Raw genomic sequence first — 15,805 nt, forward strand, 5'->3', positions numbered from 1 at the left:
AATATTCATTCAAAATTTCGGTCATCAGCTCAGATTTTTCTCCACAATAGCAATGATTATTAAGATAATTAAGAAGGTAAGAATTATCTGATATAGATAGTTTAAAAAACAAGGTCTTTATCAAATTTACTCCCTCTTCGGAGATATCTTTATGAGATAATATTAATTCAAATCTTCCTAATGAGGAGAAGAACGGAGCAGATGCACCAGCACCTAACAGAAAAGTGACGTTCTTTTCTAACAACACATTCTTCAACAACTCTTTTTTTGTTATTTTCATATTTATAGCTCCAATACAATTTTCTTAACTATATTGTAGCATCTAAAAATGGGTTAGTGAATAACATGTTTTTACTTCGATACTTAAATATAACAATACGTATCATTTATGGAGAGTTCTAAGAGATTTTAAAAAGTTTAAAAATTGGTTTGATATAGTAACTCATTAATTAACTTCTCTATTTAGATTTTCCTATAATCAAATTTCTATCATCAATTCTTGTCACTCCGCCAATCCTTCTCGTATGAATTTTCATTTTCTAAACAAATCGTACAACTTTAATATATAATTCTAACAGACAATACATATTTAATACATTTCATCCGTACCGACTTTTATTCGGTTCCCATAATGAGTTAGGTTTTCTCGATTTTGCTCTGCATTTTTTATAATATTAAAGTAGTTTAAAATCACATAAAAAATTTTTCTCATCCTTAATACATCTAAACACTAATATTATCAATAGATATAGCTTCTTTTTCTCCGGTAGAAAACGCAAAAAAGCGACAAAATCGTCGCTTTTTGTAGAAAATTGAAAAGCTGACAGCTGAAATGGTAGTTCATTTCTCTTTTTTGTTGATTTACCGCCATTTCAGCTGAGTTTCCATCCTATTTCCGATACATCTTAAACTCCAAAAACAGCTCATTATAATGCGACAGCATCCGTTTACCCAGATTATCATACACTTCCAAATTGTCGAGTTCGTTCATATCTGGATAGAAGCGTTCATCATTTTGAACTTCTTTCGGCAGGAGTTTCTTCGCTGCCATATTTGGCGTTGCATAGCCGACATATTCTGCATTGATGGCCGCATTCTCAGGATCCAGCATGAAATTGATGAACTGGTGAGCCCCGTCCACATTTTTCGCCGTCTTCGGAATCACCATATTGTCAAACCACAGATTCGAGCCGTCTTTTGGAATGACATATTCAAGATCCTCATTTTCACTCAGCATCTCACTTGCTTCGCCGGAAAAAGTAACCGCCACACCCGCTTCGTTATCTGCCATCAAAAGTTTAATTTCATCCCCAACGATGGCTTTGACATTCGGTGTCATTTTTTTCAGCTTCGTGAGAGCCTGCTGCAGGTGCGCTTCATTTGTATCATTCAGCGAGTAGCCCAGACTATTCAGGCCCAGCCCCATCACTTCCCGCGCCCCGTCGATCAGCATGATTTGATTTTTAAGCGCCGGATCCCAAAGTGAATCCCACGTGTCGAAACTTTTATCTGGAAACATTTCTTTATTATAAATAATCCCCAGCGTCCCCCAGAAATAAGGAATCGAATATTGATTGCCCTCATCAAACGAAAGGTCCATAAATTCAGGATCCAGATATTTTTCATTCGGCAGCTTGCTGTGATCGAGCGGAATCAACAGATCTTCGTCTTTCATTTTATTGATTGCATAGTCACTTGGTACGGCAATATCAAACGTTGTACCCCCCTGTTCGATTTTGGTCATCATCGCCTCATTAGAATCGAACGTCTGATAAATCACTTTGATTCCCGTCTCTTTTTCAAACTTTGTGATCAAGGAGGGATCGATATAATCGCCCCAGTTGTAAATCGTCAGTGTATTACTGCTTTTGCCGGAGTAGCCTTCCGCCCGGTTCATTCCCGCAGCAAGCACCATCATCAATGTCGCCGCCACGAGCACCGGAATGAAAATCTTTAAAAGTGGCTTCATTCTTTTGTCGCCCCCGATCGCAAGGTTTTCGTGTTATTTTTACGATTGATAAAGTAGTAACCGATCACTAGCACAATCGTAAAGAGGAAAATTAGTGTTGATAACGCGTTGATTGAAAGGGAAATCCCCTGCCGCGCCCGCGAATAAATCTCTACTGATAGCGTTGAAAAACCATTTCCCGTTACAAAGAAAGTGACCGCAAAATCATCCAGTGAATAGGTGAGCGCCATAAAGAAGCCCGCTAAAACGCCCGGTGTAATATAAGGCAGAATCACTTTCGACAAAACGTTCCACTGACTGGCGCCAAGATCTCTGGCCGCATCGATCAGCGTTGGGCTCATTTCCTGCAATTTCGGCAGAACCATCAGAACGACAATCGGAATACTGAAAGCAATGTGGGAAACTAGTACCGAAATAAAACCGAGCTTCACCCCTAAAATGGTAAAGAAGATTAGAAAACTAGCACCAATAATGACATCCGGACTCACAATCAACACGTTATTCAGGCTGAGTAGAGAATTTTTGGCAAATGGATGCGGCATAAATTTGATCGCAAGTGCCCCGCAAACTCCGATAATCGTTGCAACCACCGAGCTGAACAGCGCAATCACAAAGGTATTTAAAACGATGATCAAAAGCCGTGTATCTTGAAAAACTTCCTTGTAATAGCCTAGCGTAAAACCTTTAAATCCGTGCATGGTGCCACCCGAATTAAACGAATAGAACATCAAATAGAAAATCGGTGCATAGAGTAAAATAAAGACGATCACCAAGTAAATATTGCCCCAGTTTCGTTTTTTCATTTACGTACACCCCGCTTTCTTTTTGTCCCCGTCAAGAACATAATGAGAATCATGGCGATAATTAGAAATACCCCAATCGTCGAGCCCATTCCCCAGTCCTGGGTGACCAAAAAATGCTCCTCAATGGCTGTTCCTAGTGTGATGACGCGATTTCCAGCGATCAAACGTGTGATCATAAACAAGGAAAGCGCCGGTATAAAGACTGCCTGACAGCCCGCTTTAACCCCGTCCAGTGTCAGCGGGAAAATGACCCGCCGAAACGTGATCATGCTGGAAGCCCCTAAGTCTCGTGAAGCCTGCACGAGCGATGGATTGATCTCCTCGATCGCATTGTAGATGGGTAAAATCATAAAAGGAATGAAAATATAAGTTGAAACAAATAAAAAACTGAAATCGGTAAACAAAATCTGCTTCGTCCCAATCCCGATAAATTCCAAAAACTGATTGGCCGCCCCATATGTCCCGAAAATCCCGATAAACGCGTAGGCTTTGAGCAATAGATTGATCCATGTTGGTAAAATAATCAACAATAGAAAAAGCTGCTTATGCTTGAGTTTTGTCAGCAAATAAGCCGTTGGATAGGAAATCAGCAAAGTAAACACCGTAATCAGAAACGCATACCAGAACGAACTCAAGGTCATTTTCAAATAAACCGGCGTAAAAAAGTTTTGATAGTTGGCAAGTGTCAATTGCCCATCCACGTCAAAAAACGAATAGTAGACGATCAAAAGGATGGGCGCGATGACAAACAGCAAAATCCAAAAACAATAGGGGATTAGATAAAAATTCCGTGCTCTTCTTGTCATGACGTCGCCTCGTCATAGCTTTCAAGCCGCTTGTCAAATTCTTCTTCCGTTTCGCCCAGCCGCATGACATGGATAGCTTCCGGATCGAATGCCAGTCCTAACTTATCACCGATTTTAGCTTTCTTGGTTGTATGAACAAGCCACTCATTGCCGTCCACATCAATACAGCCAATCTCATAATGCACGCCGCGGAACAGCATCCAGTCGACCGTTACCTGCAATTTGCCTTTTTCAGCCGCCGTAATCTCCAAATCTTCCGGCCGAATCACAATCTCCACGACTTCATTCGGATGGAAGCCCTGATCGACACATTCAAACCGCCTGCCAACAAATTCCACTTCAAAATCCTGCACCATTTTGCCTGGTACAATGTTCGATTCCCCAATAAAGTCCGCCACAAAACGGTTGATCGGCTCGTCATAAATATCGATTGGCGTCCCGCTCTGCTGAATCTCCCCCTTATTGAGCACAAAAATTTCATCACTCATCGCAAGGGCTTCCTCTTGGTCGTGTGTTACGAAAATAAACGTAATCCCCAGCCGCCGCTGCAAGTCGCGCAATTCATACTGCATTTCCGTCCGTAGCTTCAAATCCAGTGCCGATAGCGGCTCATCCAGCAAAATCACTTCCGGCTCATTGACAATCGCCCGCGCAATCGCCACACGCTGCCGCTGACCTCCTGACATCTCACTGATTTCTCGCTTCTCATAGCCTGATAGGTTGACAAATCGAAGGGCTTCTTTCACTTTTTCTTCAATCACGTCTTTTTTCATCTTTTTAATTCGCAAACCAAACGCCACATTTTCAAAAACATTCAGATGCGGAAAAAGTGCGTAATCCTGAAAAACCGTATTGACCGGTCGTTTATTCGCCGGCACCTGGTTGATTTTTTGGTCGTTGAGATAAATTGATCCTTCCGTCGCCTCCAAAAAACCGGCAATCAGGCGAAGAATCGTGGTTTTTCCACAGCCAGACGGACCTAGCAGTGTATAGAATTTGCCCTTCTCGATTTCAAAGCTCACATGATCCAGCACCGGCGGATCATCATCAAATTGCTTGGTGACATTTTCAAAACGAATAATTGTTTCCGGCAAAATTTTCGCCTCCCTTTTTATAGATAAGAATCGGTCGCCACGAGAATAAATTTTACGGGCGTATCCGTCAGATTTTTCAATTGATGTGCTTCATGTGCTGTAAAATAAACGGCCTCCTGTGCCCGGGCCTGATATTCCTGTTCGCCAAGTGCGACTGTCAGCGTCCCTTCCAGCACATAGGCAAAAGTCTCCGCAAGAGATGGTTCAAACGGCTTAAAGCAGGCAAATGGCGCAATTTCCACAAAAACCGGCTCCATTTCCTGTTCATTCGATTCCGGCACGAGCCAGGTAATCTGATAGCCCTTTTCCTCATCCTCGTAAAAAGTATGTTCTTCTTTTCCATAAACGACTTTTTGCGTATTGTCATCTTCATCAAAAAAGTCTTTTGGTTTGATGCCTAAAACTTCTAAAAGCGCAAACAATGTCTCAATCGATGGGGAACTGAGGTTTCGTTCCAACTGCGAAATATAGCCTTTTGAAAGGTCTGTTCGCTCACCCAGCTCTTCTTGCGTCAGATTTTTACTTAAACGTAGATTCTTGATTCGATTCCCAATATCCATTGTTGCACCCTTTCTTCCAGTTTAGTCATGGTAAACCTGAAAGCACACTTGTTTAGTAAAATTAAACTTTAGGTTTACTCAAAGCAAGCATCATTATACAATATTCTATTTCAGACTACAAGAGGTTCAGCCAAAAAATTTTCACTCGTCAAAAAACCGCCTCAGCACAGTGGTTCCTGGCCTCAGCGGTTTCGTCTATTACGCCAATTCTTCTTCGTATAAATAAGTTTCCAGTCGATTCAAATTCTGCCTCAAATCCCGCGCCAAATCACGTGAGATCTTCCCAGTTTCAAAAAGCTGCTGAATATTATCGCGTTCAAGCTGAATCCCCACGACTTCAACCTCGCGCACCTTCTCCTTCTGCACACGTTTACGCGGTCCAGGCCGCTCCTCATGAACGCGTCCCAGCCAAAGCAGATGCTCATTCAAAAGTGGACGAATCAAATAGGCATTCTCAGATGTCATTTCTGTCTTCAACCGTTCGATGACCATTTTTTCATTTTCCACTCGTAAAAACTGAATTTCCTTCAGACCAGCAGCCTGCTTTTTCGTAAAGCGACGTACCTTGCCGCCCGATTTTTTCCATTGTTTCGGATGAAAGATCAACCAGAAAAATCGCGTGGCAAACATCAGCACCATCTTGATTTTCGTTCGGATCCGTTCCTTGATGGCCGATTCCATCAGATTCAGATAATGCTGGTAGCGATAGCTGTTTTGCGGCGTGATTTGACCACTTTCCAGAAGCTCAGTTGTCAGGTCGCGCTGCCATTCGATGATTTCAAGTCGCTTTGCCTTCTCTTCTGCTGTCATGCGGTGCGGCTGATCTTCCTGCTCGATATGATGGATCCGCCTGCGATAGTCCGCAATAACCTGCTCCGTCGCTGCCTGATTATCCGGCACCATCTGTTCCTTAAGTCCGCGAATCACATTTTGAAGCACTTTGATGCGAATCAGCTTTTCAGCCCGCGCATCATCCGAATCCGTTTCATCCTTGCGCGCCAAGATGGGCAAAATAAACGTTGCCAGTAGCAGAGTCGTCAAAATGACCCCCGAGGCTAGACAAATGATTAGAGCCCGCTGCGGGAATGCCTCCCCGTCGTCCAGGACAAAAGGAATCGAAAGTGCCGTCGCCAGTGTGACCGCCCCGCGAACACCCGACAAGCTGGTCAGAACAGAGGCCCGCAATGCCGGCTTTTGAACGCGTTTCTTTTTCTTATGATCCCCTCGGCGCCATTCAAACAGCCAGTAGCCATACACCCATAGAAAGCGTAAGATGATCAGGGCTGCTGTGATCAGCAATATGTAGAGGATGACTTGCCAGTTGCTGATACCCGAGTCCCGCCAGACCACTTCTACAATGGACGGCAGCTGTGTCCCGAGAATCAGAAAAACCAGACCATTCAAGACAAAAATAATCACCGACCAGGTACTTTTCGATACCATGGCAAGCTGCATCTGTTGCGGATCCATTTTTTTCTGCTCGACAGCGTGCATAATGCCCGCCGTCACAACAGCCAGAATCCCTGAAACGTGCAGCTCTTCTGCCGCCAGATAAATCGCAAACGGCGTTAAAATCTGAATCAGCATTTGCAAAGTCACATCTTCCATTCCAAGTCCGCGAATCCATTTTAAAAACCGGAATTTAAGGAAGCTCAGAATAAGCCCGACAAGGATACCGCCGATCGCAATGATGACAAAACTGACACTCGCATTTAGCAAACTGAAAGTCCCCGTCACCATCGCCGCGATTGCAAATTGGAAGGCCGTCAAGCCCGATGCATCATTCATCAGCCCTTCCCCTTCCAAAAGGTGCGAAATCCGCTTCGGCAAGTTGATCCGCCCGGAAAGCGAGCTGACCGCCACGGCATCAGTCGGTGCCAGTGAAGCAGCAAGCGCAAATGCAGCCGCCAGTGGAATGGTGGGAATCATCCAGTTGACAAAATAGCCGATCACGATGACCGTTATAAAAACCAGCCCGAGCGCCAGCATCAAAATCGGGACCCGCAGCCGCCACAACGCCCGTTTATCCGTCCTGACCCCGTCATTAAACAGAAGCGGCGCAATAAACATGACCAGAAACAGCTCTGGATTCAGCGTCAACTCAAAATGAAGCGGCAAAAGTGCAATCAATATGCCGAGCCCAATCTGAATGAGCGGGACAGAAACAAACGGAATAAACCGATTGATTAAATTTGAAATAAAAATAGCCACTAATAACAATAGTACAAATAAAAAAATTTCCAATAAAACTCCCCCTTCCTTTTTCCAGTAAGGCCGAAAAGGAAACATGCCCTAAAAGCACTTGCAATGAAACTCCCCCGAACAACTTTCCCTACTGATCCTGCTGTCCTTTATAACTGTTGATCTCTTCATTCAGTTTTCGCATCTTGTCATCCAACTGTCGAACGATCGACGCCGCCTCTTTGAGTTCATCTGTCAAATGCTTGGGCGCCTCCTGCTGATATTTATAATAAATTTTATGCTCCAGACTCGCCCAAAAATCCATGGCAACCGTCCGAATCTGAATTTCTACAATCATTCGCTCAGAACGGTTCGTCAAAAAAATCGGCACCTCACATAGCAGATGCAGACTGCGATAACCGCTTGGCTTCGGGTGATTCACATAGTCCTTCACACGTAAAATTTTCAAATCGCTTTGACTTTCAAGCATTTCCTGAATCTTAAAAATATCCGTCACAAATGAACAGCTGATTCGGATTCCCGCAATATCATGCACATGTTTCCGCGCATTTTCCGGCGTGATGTCCAGCCCTTTTTTCTCCAATTTAGCTCCGATACTTTCAAAACTTTTCACACGCGATTTAATATGCTCCATCGGATTGTAATCATGAATAAATTGAAACTCTTCATTTAAGATTTTTAACTTCGTATTGACTTCTTCCAGTGCGAAACGATGTAGCAGCATCACATTACGCCATTCCTTTAGTTCATTTACAGAAGGTTGCACATTGGTTCCCTCTTTCTCTATTCAGTCTCCTTACCATGTTACTACAAATTCCGTAAAAACGCTTTTAGATTGGTAAAAACTTAGAACTTTCTAAGGAAATTTTCATCAAAAAAAGCAGAAATCTGGCATGTATTCTTGAACAAATTTGTTCCCACCAGATTTCTGCTTTCATTTAGAGATGTTTGCGACTGTCGATCTCTTTTTGCACTTTCCGCAAAGCTTTCTTGCTACCGCGCTCAAAATCATGCTCTTCTTTTCGACTTTCGTAGGATTCGAACAATTGTCGCAGGTCATAATCAGGCGGATAGAGCTCACTCGCTGAAAATAGGAGCCGCGTGCGTTTTGCCTGAACTTGCAGCGACCTACCGTCTCGGAAAACCGTGATCTGCCCGTTCTGCATTTTCGGCTCATACACTAAGGCTGTTTCTTTTGTGTCCAGAAGCTCCACTTTATCGCCGCGTTGATAGGTGGAGATTTCTTGCTTGAGTGATGAAGCGGGTTTCATTTCTGGAAACTGCTTTTTCTGGAAGTCAGTCGACGTGTGCTCCATGTAATAAGCGGCTTTTTTAACGACCGCCTCGTTTAGCTGCATTTTTTTGGCGATAAATAAGGCATGACTGGCGCCTGACCGGTCGAGCAGCAGCTGATATTTCGGGACGAGCGTTTCTTTGGTGAAGGCCATGGCCGCATTTTTGAAATCCGGATGGGCCTTGCCGAATTGTTTGATCGCTTCATAGTGCGTGGTGGCCACAATCAGCGCCCCTTTTTCGTAGCAGCTCTCAAGGATGGCCTTGGCTAAAGCGGCCCCTTCGTTTGGCTCTGTCCCACTGCCGATTTCATCAAAAAGCAGCAGACAAGGCCGGGAAAGTTGTTTTTCAATCCGCGCGATATTGGCCATATGGGAAGAAAAGGTACTCAAGGCATTGTCGATACTTTGATCATCGCCAATATCCACAAAAAGCTCCTTCAAAAAGGCAATTTTCGACCCTTCAGCCGCCGGAATGAACAGCCCGGATAGCGCCATCAACGTTAGCAGGCCGACCGTTTTCAGTACCACCGTTTTCCCACCGGCATTCGGGCCCGTGATAATCAGACCGCGGAAAGTTTCGCCTAGCTGGAAATCAAGCGGGACGGCCATTTCGCGGGCAATGAACGGATGTCTCGCCCGATGCAGCACGATTTGTTCTGCTTCATTTACGATAGGTCGTGTAGCGTCCATTTCTCTTGCCAGCTGACCACGTGCAAAAATCAAATCAAATTCCGCAATCATCGCCAAATTTTCGAGAATCGGCTCGATCTCCGCCATAATTTCACCGGAAAGCAGCGCCTGAATTTGGTAGACTTCATTTTGCTCGCTAACTTTCAACGCCTGCCACTCATCATTTAGTTTGCTCACGGCCTCAGGTTCAATAAAGACGGTCGTTCCGCGGCCATTTTCTTCAATAATCGTTCCCCTGATCTGCTTTTTATAGCTTGCTTTGACAGGCACCGTATAGCGGTCATTTTTCTTAGTAATGAAAAAGTCCTGCAGCATCGGCTGATTGGTTCGATTGCGAATGAATTTGTGCAGCCGCTCGGTCAATTTGGCCTCACATGCATTTGCCGCCTGTCTGATTTTCCGCAGGGTACTGGAGGCTTCATCGGCCACCTGTCCATTACGAATGGAGCGATCGATCAGTTGCTCCAACTCTGGAAATTCTTCCAACGCCGCGCTATAATTCGCCAAATCGTGTGCCATCGATTGATTTTTTTGCAGAAAACGCTTGATTCGTCCCGCACTGCGTAAAAAGTCAGCAACTTGTTGAAATTCGTTCGGCTCTAAAATGAACTCCTTTTGCAGCTTGTTGAAAATCGATTGAATCTCCCCGGCAGCTGTGAGCGGCAACTTCTGCCCGCTATCCAAAATTCGTTTTGCCTCTTCTGTTTCATTCAACTTTTGCTGAATTGCCGCCCAGTTAGAAAGCGGTCGCACATTTCTTGCGGCTTCCCGCCCGCGATCACTGTAAACATGTGCGGTTAACTGCTCAATAATCCGATCAAATTCTAAAGTTGTCATTGTTTTTTCATTCATATTATAAAGGCTCCTTTTCACTCGCCCAAAAACACTGCGTCCGCAAAAAAAGCTGCAAGAACACCTGCAGCTTTGGTACACACATAAACGCGTGCCCTTTGAAAGCATTTTTTGGCATCTTTTTTAGGTATACTGAAAAAACCTCAAATTGAGTCTGTTTTTTCAGTGATTCAATTCCTAATTAAAAGAGCCCTACACTCACAAAAAAGCACCTCGATTTTTTTAAGCGGACGCTTAACTTTCCCCTTTAGTTTAGGTGGTTTAGCCCCGAATGTCAAGGTTCATCACGAACTGAACCCCTTTTGGTCCTAAAAAGCTTTCACCCGTATAAGTAAACCCGGCTTTTTCATAAAGACCACGCGCCGCAAGATTCGCTTCATTGACCCCCAACGTTAGCAGCCGCTTCGTCTGAAATTCCTGCCGCACAAATCCCGGCAACTGTAGTAGCGCCTGTTTGGCATGTCCCTGCTTAACAAAACGTGAATCTGTCGAAAAGCTGCGAATCAGCATTGCTTCCGACTCCAGTGTATATTTTCGCGTAACCGCTCCCCCGTCCAAAACAAAAAAACAAACCAGCTGATCTTCCTGATAGCCAAGTATTGGAAAGTAAGCTTCTTCTTTCTCCATTTGATACAGACAATCCCGCGGCTGGCTGGAATAATACTGCATCTCTTCCGTTAATAAATAATGCGCTACATCTTCTTGTAAATGTTCTTGATAACGTATTAATCGCACATTTGCCACCTCTCTTCCCGTTTATTTTAACAAAAGCTTCTTGATAAAGAAATTTTTTGCAGGCGTTTTTTTCGATAAAGGGTTGCAATCTCGCCTTATCTATTTTAAGATAGAATTTGATTTAAATAAAAATCCTCATCAAACTGGTGAGGTAGAGGTTGCAGGAATCACTAGTAATTCGTTGTAGGGGCGCTTTCCCCGTTTGAAAACGACTGAACAGGAAACCTGCCGAAGCATCCATTCGATTGCGCGAATCTGATGCTGGGACAGTTCTCGAAAGGGGCTGGACTGCTGTAGCCGACTGTTAGGCTATGGGTGTGCTATCTGACAGGATGATGCTGGTTGAACGAAGATTTTTCAAACCGCGCTTCTTTTCGGAGCCGGTTTTTTATTTTGCAAACCGTTCGACTCGTTAGGCACATCTACCCTCCATTATTTAAAAACAAAAAGGATAGAAAGGTAGATTTAGTTTGAAAAAAGAAAACAACGGAGAGATCAAACGCTCTCTCAAAACGCGTCATTTATCCATGATCGCAATTGGCGGCTCGATCGGGACTGGGCTCTTTTTAGCCAGCGGAAATGCCATTGCCACGGCTGGTCCTGGTGGCGCTCTAGTGGCCTATTCGGCTATCGGCATCATGGTCTTTTTCCTGATGACCAGTCTCGGTGAAATGGCTACCTATATGCCCGTTTCCGGCTCATTCAGTACTTACGCCAGCCGCTTTGTCGACCCGGCATTCGGCTTTGCACTCGGGTGGAATTACTGGTTCAACTGGGCGATTACACTTGCTGTCGACATTTCAACGGCTGCTCTGATCGTTCAATTCTGGTTTCCAAACACGCCCGGCTGGATCTGGAGCGCGATTTTCCTCGTGCTGATTTTCGGTTTGAACGCCTTATCCGTTCGAGCTTATGGCGAATCTGAATACTGGTTCTCAATTATCAAAGTGGCCACTGTGATCATCTTCCTGATCGTAGGCGTCCTGACTATTTTCGGGATCCTCGGCGGCGAATATATCGGCTTTAAAAATTTCACAACAGGTGAGGCACCCTTTAAAGGTGGATTCTTCGCCATTTTGGGAACATTTTTGATCGCCGGCTTTTCCTTTCAGGGTACGGAGCTTGTCGGAATTGCAGCCGGTGAAAGTGAGACACCTGAAAAAAGTGTTCCAAAAGCCATCAAACAGGTTTTTTGGCGCATCCTGCTCTTTTATATTTTTGCGATTTTTATCATTGGTCTGATCATTCCTTACACAAGCCCGAACTTGCTCGGCAGTGGCGCTGAAGATATTGCCATCAGCCCATTCACGCTCGTTTTTGAAAAAGCCGGACTTGCATTCGCAGCTTCTGTGATGAACGCCGTGATTTTGACATCCGTTCTTTCTGCCGGGAACTCAGGACTATATGCTTCAACCCGGATGCTGTGGTCGCTGGCAGAAGACGGAAAAGCCCCGCGCTTTTTGAAAAAAGTCAACCGGCGAGGCATTCCCATTGCGGCACTTGTCGTGACGACTCTTGTCGGGGCCATGACGTTCATTACAACCCTTTCGGAAAACGGCTCTGTCATCTATACTTGGCTACTTAGTGCCTCTGGATTAACTGGCTTTATCGCTTGGGTCGGCATTGCTGTCAGCCACTACCGGTTCCGTCGCGCCTTCATCAAACAAGGCCATGATTTAAGCGAGTTGAAATATCGTGCCAAGTTTTTCCCATTTGGTCCACTCTTGGCACTCGTTCTTTGCATCCTGGTTATCGTCGGACAGGATTACAATTCCTTCCTGCATCCAGACTTTTCAAATCCCGAATGGTGGCAAAAAATCGCCGTTTCCTACATTGGCCTGCCGATTTTCCTAGGCTTTTGGGGAATCTATAAATTTACAAAGAAAACAAAAGTTATCAAGCTGGAAGAGGCTGAATTCGATCATTACGAGTCGTAAACAGATTGCCCGCATTTAGGGCTGTAGCAGCTAAGAAAGAGGCGGTAGATTAAAGCCAATCTACCGCCTCTTTTTTGTCGTTTATTTTTTTATATATTCACTTCATTACGAATCGGTTCAGCGGTCGGCTTCGTAAAGCTTGCAATCAACAGTCCCACGATAAATCCTGCAAGCGCAAAACTCACCCAGCCGAGCGAGATTGAATAAAATGGAATGAAACGCCCGAAGAATTCATTGATGGCCACAATCGGCACGTGAAATGCATTGAGCCCTTCTACCAAACTGATAATTCCCGTAAAGGCTATCGTCGTGACATAGACGACCTGCCGCCCTTTAAACAGTGGATTAAGAAAAGTCAGTAAAATCAGTACAATCGTCAGCGGATAGATCATCATCAGCACTGGCGTTGAAAAGGTGATCAAATTATTCAAGCCAACATTCGCCACCAGACAAGCAAATACGGAAAAAATCACCACATAGTGCCCATAGCGAATTTTAGGATAAAGCTTTTGAAAGTAACTGGCACAGGCCGAAATCAAGCCAATGCTCGTTGTCAAGCAGGCAAGCGCGATAATCACAGCCAACAAAATCTGTCCAAAGTTGCCAAAGTAGTAATCAGCAGCTCCCGATAAAATAGGTCCACCGTTATCAAACACACCCAGTGTCCCCGCACTCATCGACCCAATGTAGCCAACAAAAACATAAATAACAGCCAAGCAACCGACAGCAATCAGCCCGGTTTTGAGACAAGCCGAAGCAATGGCACGTTTTGACTGCGCCCCCTTCGCCTTGATTGCATTGATCACAATGATGCCAAAAACAAGAGAAGCGAGGGCATCCATCGTGTTATAGCCATCCACAAACCCCGAAGTAAACGGTGCCTGAATAAAATCACCCGTTGGCGCTGACTGCTCACCAAGTGGCTGCACGATTGACGCAATAATCAAAATAAGAATAAAAATAAGAAGTGCTGGTGTTAAATATTTCCCCACCCGATCGACAATTTTGGATGGCGAAAGTGACAGCCATAAAGAAATGCCAAAAAAGATGACTGTAAAAATAAATAAGGCGAGTTTATGCGAACCTCCACCTAAAAATGGCGCAATTCCAATTTCAAACGAGACCGTCCCTGTCCGCGGTAATGCAAAGAACGGGCCGATCGTCAAATAAAGTACCACCGTAAAAATGACCCCATAAAGCGGATGCACACGACTCGCCAAGTTTTCCAAGTCATTACTCCCCGAAATCCCGATGGCCATTACACCTAGCAGCGGTAATCCTGCCCCCGTTAGCAGAAAACCAATGATCGCCGGCCAGACATTTGTTCCCGCCTCTTGTCCAAGCTGTGCAGGAAAAATCAAGTTGCCTGCTCCGAAAAATAACGCGAACAGCATCAAGCCGATAACCAAGTAAGCAGAAAATGAAAGTTTTTTATCCATAAAAAGACCCCTTTATCTAAATATTCTTAAAGTAGGTCTAGCATAGCGGATATTTGGGTCAAAAGCAATAGAAAAAAGGAATATTAGCGCAATAGTCACGACAGTAGGATCGCTGTATTCACACGAATCAGGATAAATTTACTGAAAACTTTTCCATTTCTTTATTTTTCAAAATATTATAATTCTTATCCTTTGTTATTGTCGTAAAATTTGAGCCGCCTTTTGATTCAGCATCAGAATCGCCGCTTTTTCCTGTTCGGTTAATTCCCCCGCCAGCTTTAAAAAGGCCTTGATCGAATAGCTGTTAGCCGGAATTTGCTGAATAACACTCTCCCCTTTTTTAGTCAGCCGCACAAAATAATACCCTTTGACCGGCACTAAAATCAACAGTCCCTTTTCAATCAGCACTTTTATATTTTCACGACCAATCGCTTCCTCCTTTGACTTCTCACGGATGAGCGATTCATAGTCCATTTCGCCTTCTTCCTTTATCCAGTCGAGCAGCTCAAACTGTTTCGGCGTGAGCCCAAACCCCGCCTGATTTTCAAGCGTCAAATGCTTCAGTGTATGTGCGATCGTATGGTAATGAAGCAAGAGTTGTTCTGCAAAGTCCATTTCTTGAATCATTGTTTTCATTCCATTCGCCTCCTCGCTTTATTCTACCACCAATAAATGGGATTATTTGGCCCTTTACACAAACATAAAGAAAGATTTACAAATTAATTATTTTAAATTAGTTGCTTATTTTAAGTAAGGGTGATAGAATTTATTTAGACACAATGAGAGGTTTACTTTTCTGATAAACAGGAAAAAAATGAGTAGACTGATAAAAAATGGAGGAATGAATAAAATGGCAAATGAAAAATGGAACATTGACCCGGCACACAGTTCAATCGAATTTCAAGTCAAACATATGATGGTATCGAAAGTAAAAGGTGCTTTTAACGCATTCACAGCAGACGTAGACATGGATCCTGAAAATCTCCAGGAAGCGAACATCCGCTTTTCTGTTGACGCGGCAAGTATCGACACACGGCAAGCGCAGCGTGACGGTCATTTGAAAAGCCCCGACTTCTTCAATGTGGATGAATATCCGCACATCACCTTCCAATCAACAAATATCACGGCTGATGGCGATGATGAATATGAAGTAACTGGCGACCTGACAATCCGTGATGTCACAAAACCGATCACTTTCCATGTGACCTATGAAGGCAGTGGTAAAGACCCAAATACAGGCAATATCGTCGCTGGCTTTGAAGGACGCAGTAAATTCAACCGCAAAGATTTTGGCCTGAACTATAATGCAGCCCTTGAAACTGGCGGCGTATTGATCGGCGATGAAGTAAAACTAAACATTCAAATTGAAGCAAGCAAATAAGCACGAAAAAATCCCGCGAGGCTCATCCTCACGGGATTTTTT

14 protein-coding genes and 1 riboswitch are annotated in these 15,805 nt (G+C 44.2%); of the genes, 2 read left to right on the forward strand and 12 right to left on the reverse strand.

Annotation, left to right across the window (positions count from 1 at the left end; genetic code table 11):
- From CS921_RS10265 to CS921_RS10310, 10 genes are all read right to left on the reverse strand, one after another.
- Positions 1 to 280 (reverse strand): hypothetical protein (locus tag CS921_RS10265; protein WP_205527779.1); only part of this gene is annotated, 280 nt, incomplete at its 3' end.
- Between the two features lie 609 nt (positions 281 to 889).
- Positions 890 to 1,969, reverse strand: a complete 1,080-nt coding sequence (locus tag CS921_RS10270; protein WP_099223543.1) for an ABC transporter substrate-binding protein — start codon at positions 1,967 to 1,969, stop codon at positions 890 to 892.
- Positions 1,966 to 2,772 carry an ABC transporter permease gene (locus CS921_RS10275; RefSeq protein WP_099223545.1) on the reverse strand — a complete coding sequence of 269 codons (807 nt, stop codon included), beginning with the start codon at positions 2,770 to 2,772 and terminating at the stop codon, positions 1,966 to 1,968. Before CS921_RS10275 ends, CS921_RS10270 begins: the two co-directional genes overlap by 4 nt.
- Entirely contained in the window at positions 2,769 to 3,578 is an 810-nt protein-coding gene (locus tag CS921_RS10280) for an ABC transporter permease (RefSeq protein WP_099223547.1), read from the reverse strand. Before CS921_RS10280 ends, CS921_RS10275 begins: the two co-directional genes overlap by 4 nt.
- Positions 3,575 to 4,672 carry an ABC transporter ATP-binding protein gene (locus tag CS921_RS10285; protein ID WP_099223549.1) on the reverse strand — a complete coding sequence of 366 codons (1,098 nt, stop codon included), beginning with the start codon at positions 4,670 to 4,672 and terminating at the stop codon, positions 3,575 to 3,577. Before CS921_RS10285 ends, CS921_RS10280 begins: the two co-directional genes overlap by 4 nt.
- Before the next feature lie 17 nt (positions 4,673 to 4,689).
- Complete coding sequence (locus CS921_RS10290) at positions 4,690 to 5,232, reverse strand: helix-turn-helix domain-containing protein (protein WP_099223551.1); 543 nt, start codon at positions 5,230 to 5,232, stop codon at positions 4,690 to 4,692.
- A gap of 198 nt (positions 5,233 to 5,430) precedes the next feature.
- Positions 5,431 to 7,476 (reverse strand): Na+/H+ antiporter, encoded by a 2,046-nt coding sequence (locus tag CS921_RS10295; protein ID WP_099223553.1) that lies wholly within the window; start codon positions 7,474 to 7,476, stop codon positions 5,431 to 5,433.
- Positions 7,477 to 7,564: 88 nt separating this feature from the next.
- Positions 7,565 to 8,158, reverse strand: a complete 594-nt coding sequence (locus CS921_RS10300) for a GTP pyrophosphokinase (RefSeq protein ID WP_099223677.1) — start codon at positions 8,156 to 8,158, stop codon at positions 7,565 to 7,567.
- A 214-nt stretch (positions 8,159 to 8,372) separates the two neighbouring features.
- The gene (locus CS921_RS10305) at positions 8,373 to 10,271 is read right to left on the reverse strand and encodes an endonuclease MutS2 (RefSeq protein ID WP_099223555.1); all 1,899 of its coding nucleotides are present in this window, start codon (positions 10,269 to 10,271) and stop codon (positions 8,373 to 8,375) included.
- A 261-nt stretch (positions 10,272 to 10,532) separates the two neighbouring features.
- Positions 10,533 to 11,006, reverse strand: coding sequence for a GNAT family N-acetyltransferase (locus tag CS921_RS10310; protein ID WP_099223557.1), 474 nt, complete (start codon positions 11,004 to 11,006; stop codon positions 10,533 to 10,535).
- 144 nt (positions 11,007 to 11,150) lie between these two features.
- Positions 11,151 to 11,337, forward strand: a riboswitch (Lysine riboswitch).
- 139 nt (positions 11,338 to 11,476) lie between these two features.
- On the opposite strand from CS921_RS10310, the gene CS921_RS10315 reads away from it, so the two are divergent.
- Entirely contained in the window at positions 11,477 to 12,943 is a 1,467-nt protein-coding gene (locus CS921_RS10315; RefSeq protein ID WP_099223559.1) for an amino acid permease, read from the forward strand.
- A gap of 89 nt (positions 12,944 to 13,032) precedes the next feature.
- On the opposite strand, the gene brnQ is transcribed toward CS921_RS10315, so the two are convergent.
- On the reverse strand, positions 13,033 to 14,382 hold the full coding sequence (gene brnQ, locus CS921_RS10320; RefSeq protein ID WP_099223561.1) for a branched-chain amino acid transport system II carrier protein: 1,350 nt from the start codon (positions 14,380 to 14,382) through the stop codon (positions 13,033 to 13,035).
- Between the two features lie 195 nt (positions 14,383 to 14,577).
- The gene (locus tag CS921_RS10325; protein ID WP_099223564.1) at positions 14,578 to 15,018 is read right to left on the reverse strand and encodes a hypothetical protein; all 441 of its coding nucleotides are present in this window, start codon (positions 15,016 to 15,018) and stop codon (positions 14,578 to 14,580) included.
- 214 nt (positions 15,019 to 15,232) lie between these two features.
- Between CS921_RS10325 and CS921_RS10330 the strand changes: the two genes are divergently transcribed.
- Positions 15,233 to 15,763, forward strand: coding sequence for a YceI family protein (locus tag CS921_RS10330; RefSeq protein WP_099223566.1), 531 nt, complete (start codon positions 15,233 to 15,235; stop codon positions 15,761 to 15,763).
- Positions 15,764 to 15,805: the final 42 nt, after the last annotated feature.

Origin of the sequence: Listeria costaricensis (assembly GCF_900183385.1) — a bacterium.
GTDB lineage: Bacteria > Bacillota > Bacilli > Lactobacillales > Listeriaceae > Listeria > Listeria costaricensis.

Excerpts from the sequence above, each read along its gene's own strand:
- CS921_RS10305 (WP_099223555.1), bottom strand. The coding sequence starts at position 10,271 with ATGAATGAAAAAACAATGACAACTTTAGAATTTGATCGGATTATTGAG.
- CS921_RS10290 (WP_099223551.1), bottom strand. The coding sequence starts at position 5,232 with ATGGATATTGGGAATCGAATCAAGAATCTACGTTTAAGTAAAAATCTG.
- CS921_RS10325 (WP_099223564.1), bottom strand. The coding sequence starts at position 15,018 with ATGAAAACAATGATTCAAGAAATGGACTTTGCAGAACAACTCTTGCTT.
- CS921_RS10270 (WP_099223543.1), bottom strand. The coding sequence starts at position 1,969 with ATGAAGCCACTTTTAAAGATTTTCATTCCGGTGCTCGTGGCGGCGACA.
- CS921_RS10275 (WP_099223545.1), bottom strand. The coding sequence starts at position 2,772 with ATGAAAAAACGAAACTGGGGCAATATTTACTTGGTGATCGTCTTTATT.
- CS921_RS10280 (WP_099223547.1), bottom strand. The coding sequence starts at position 3,578 with ATGACAAGAAGAGCACGGAATTTTTATCTAATCCCCTATTGTTTTTGG.
- brnQ (WP_099223561.1), bottom strand. The coding sequence starts at position 14,382 with ATGGATAAAAAACTTTCATTTTCTGCTTACTTGGTTATCGGCTTGATG.
- CS921_RS10330 (WP_099223566.1), top strand. The coding sequence starts at position 15,233 with ATGGCAAATGAAAAATGGAACATTGACCCGGCACACAGTTCAATCGAA.
- CS921_RS10300 (WP_099223677.1), bottom strand. The coding sequence starts at position 8,158 with ATGCTGCTACATCGTTTCGCACTGGAAGAAGTCAATACGAAGTTAAAA.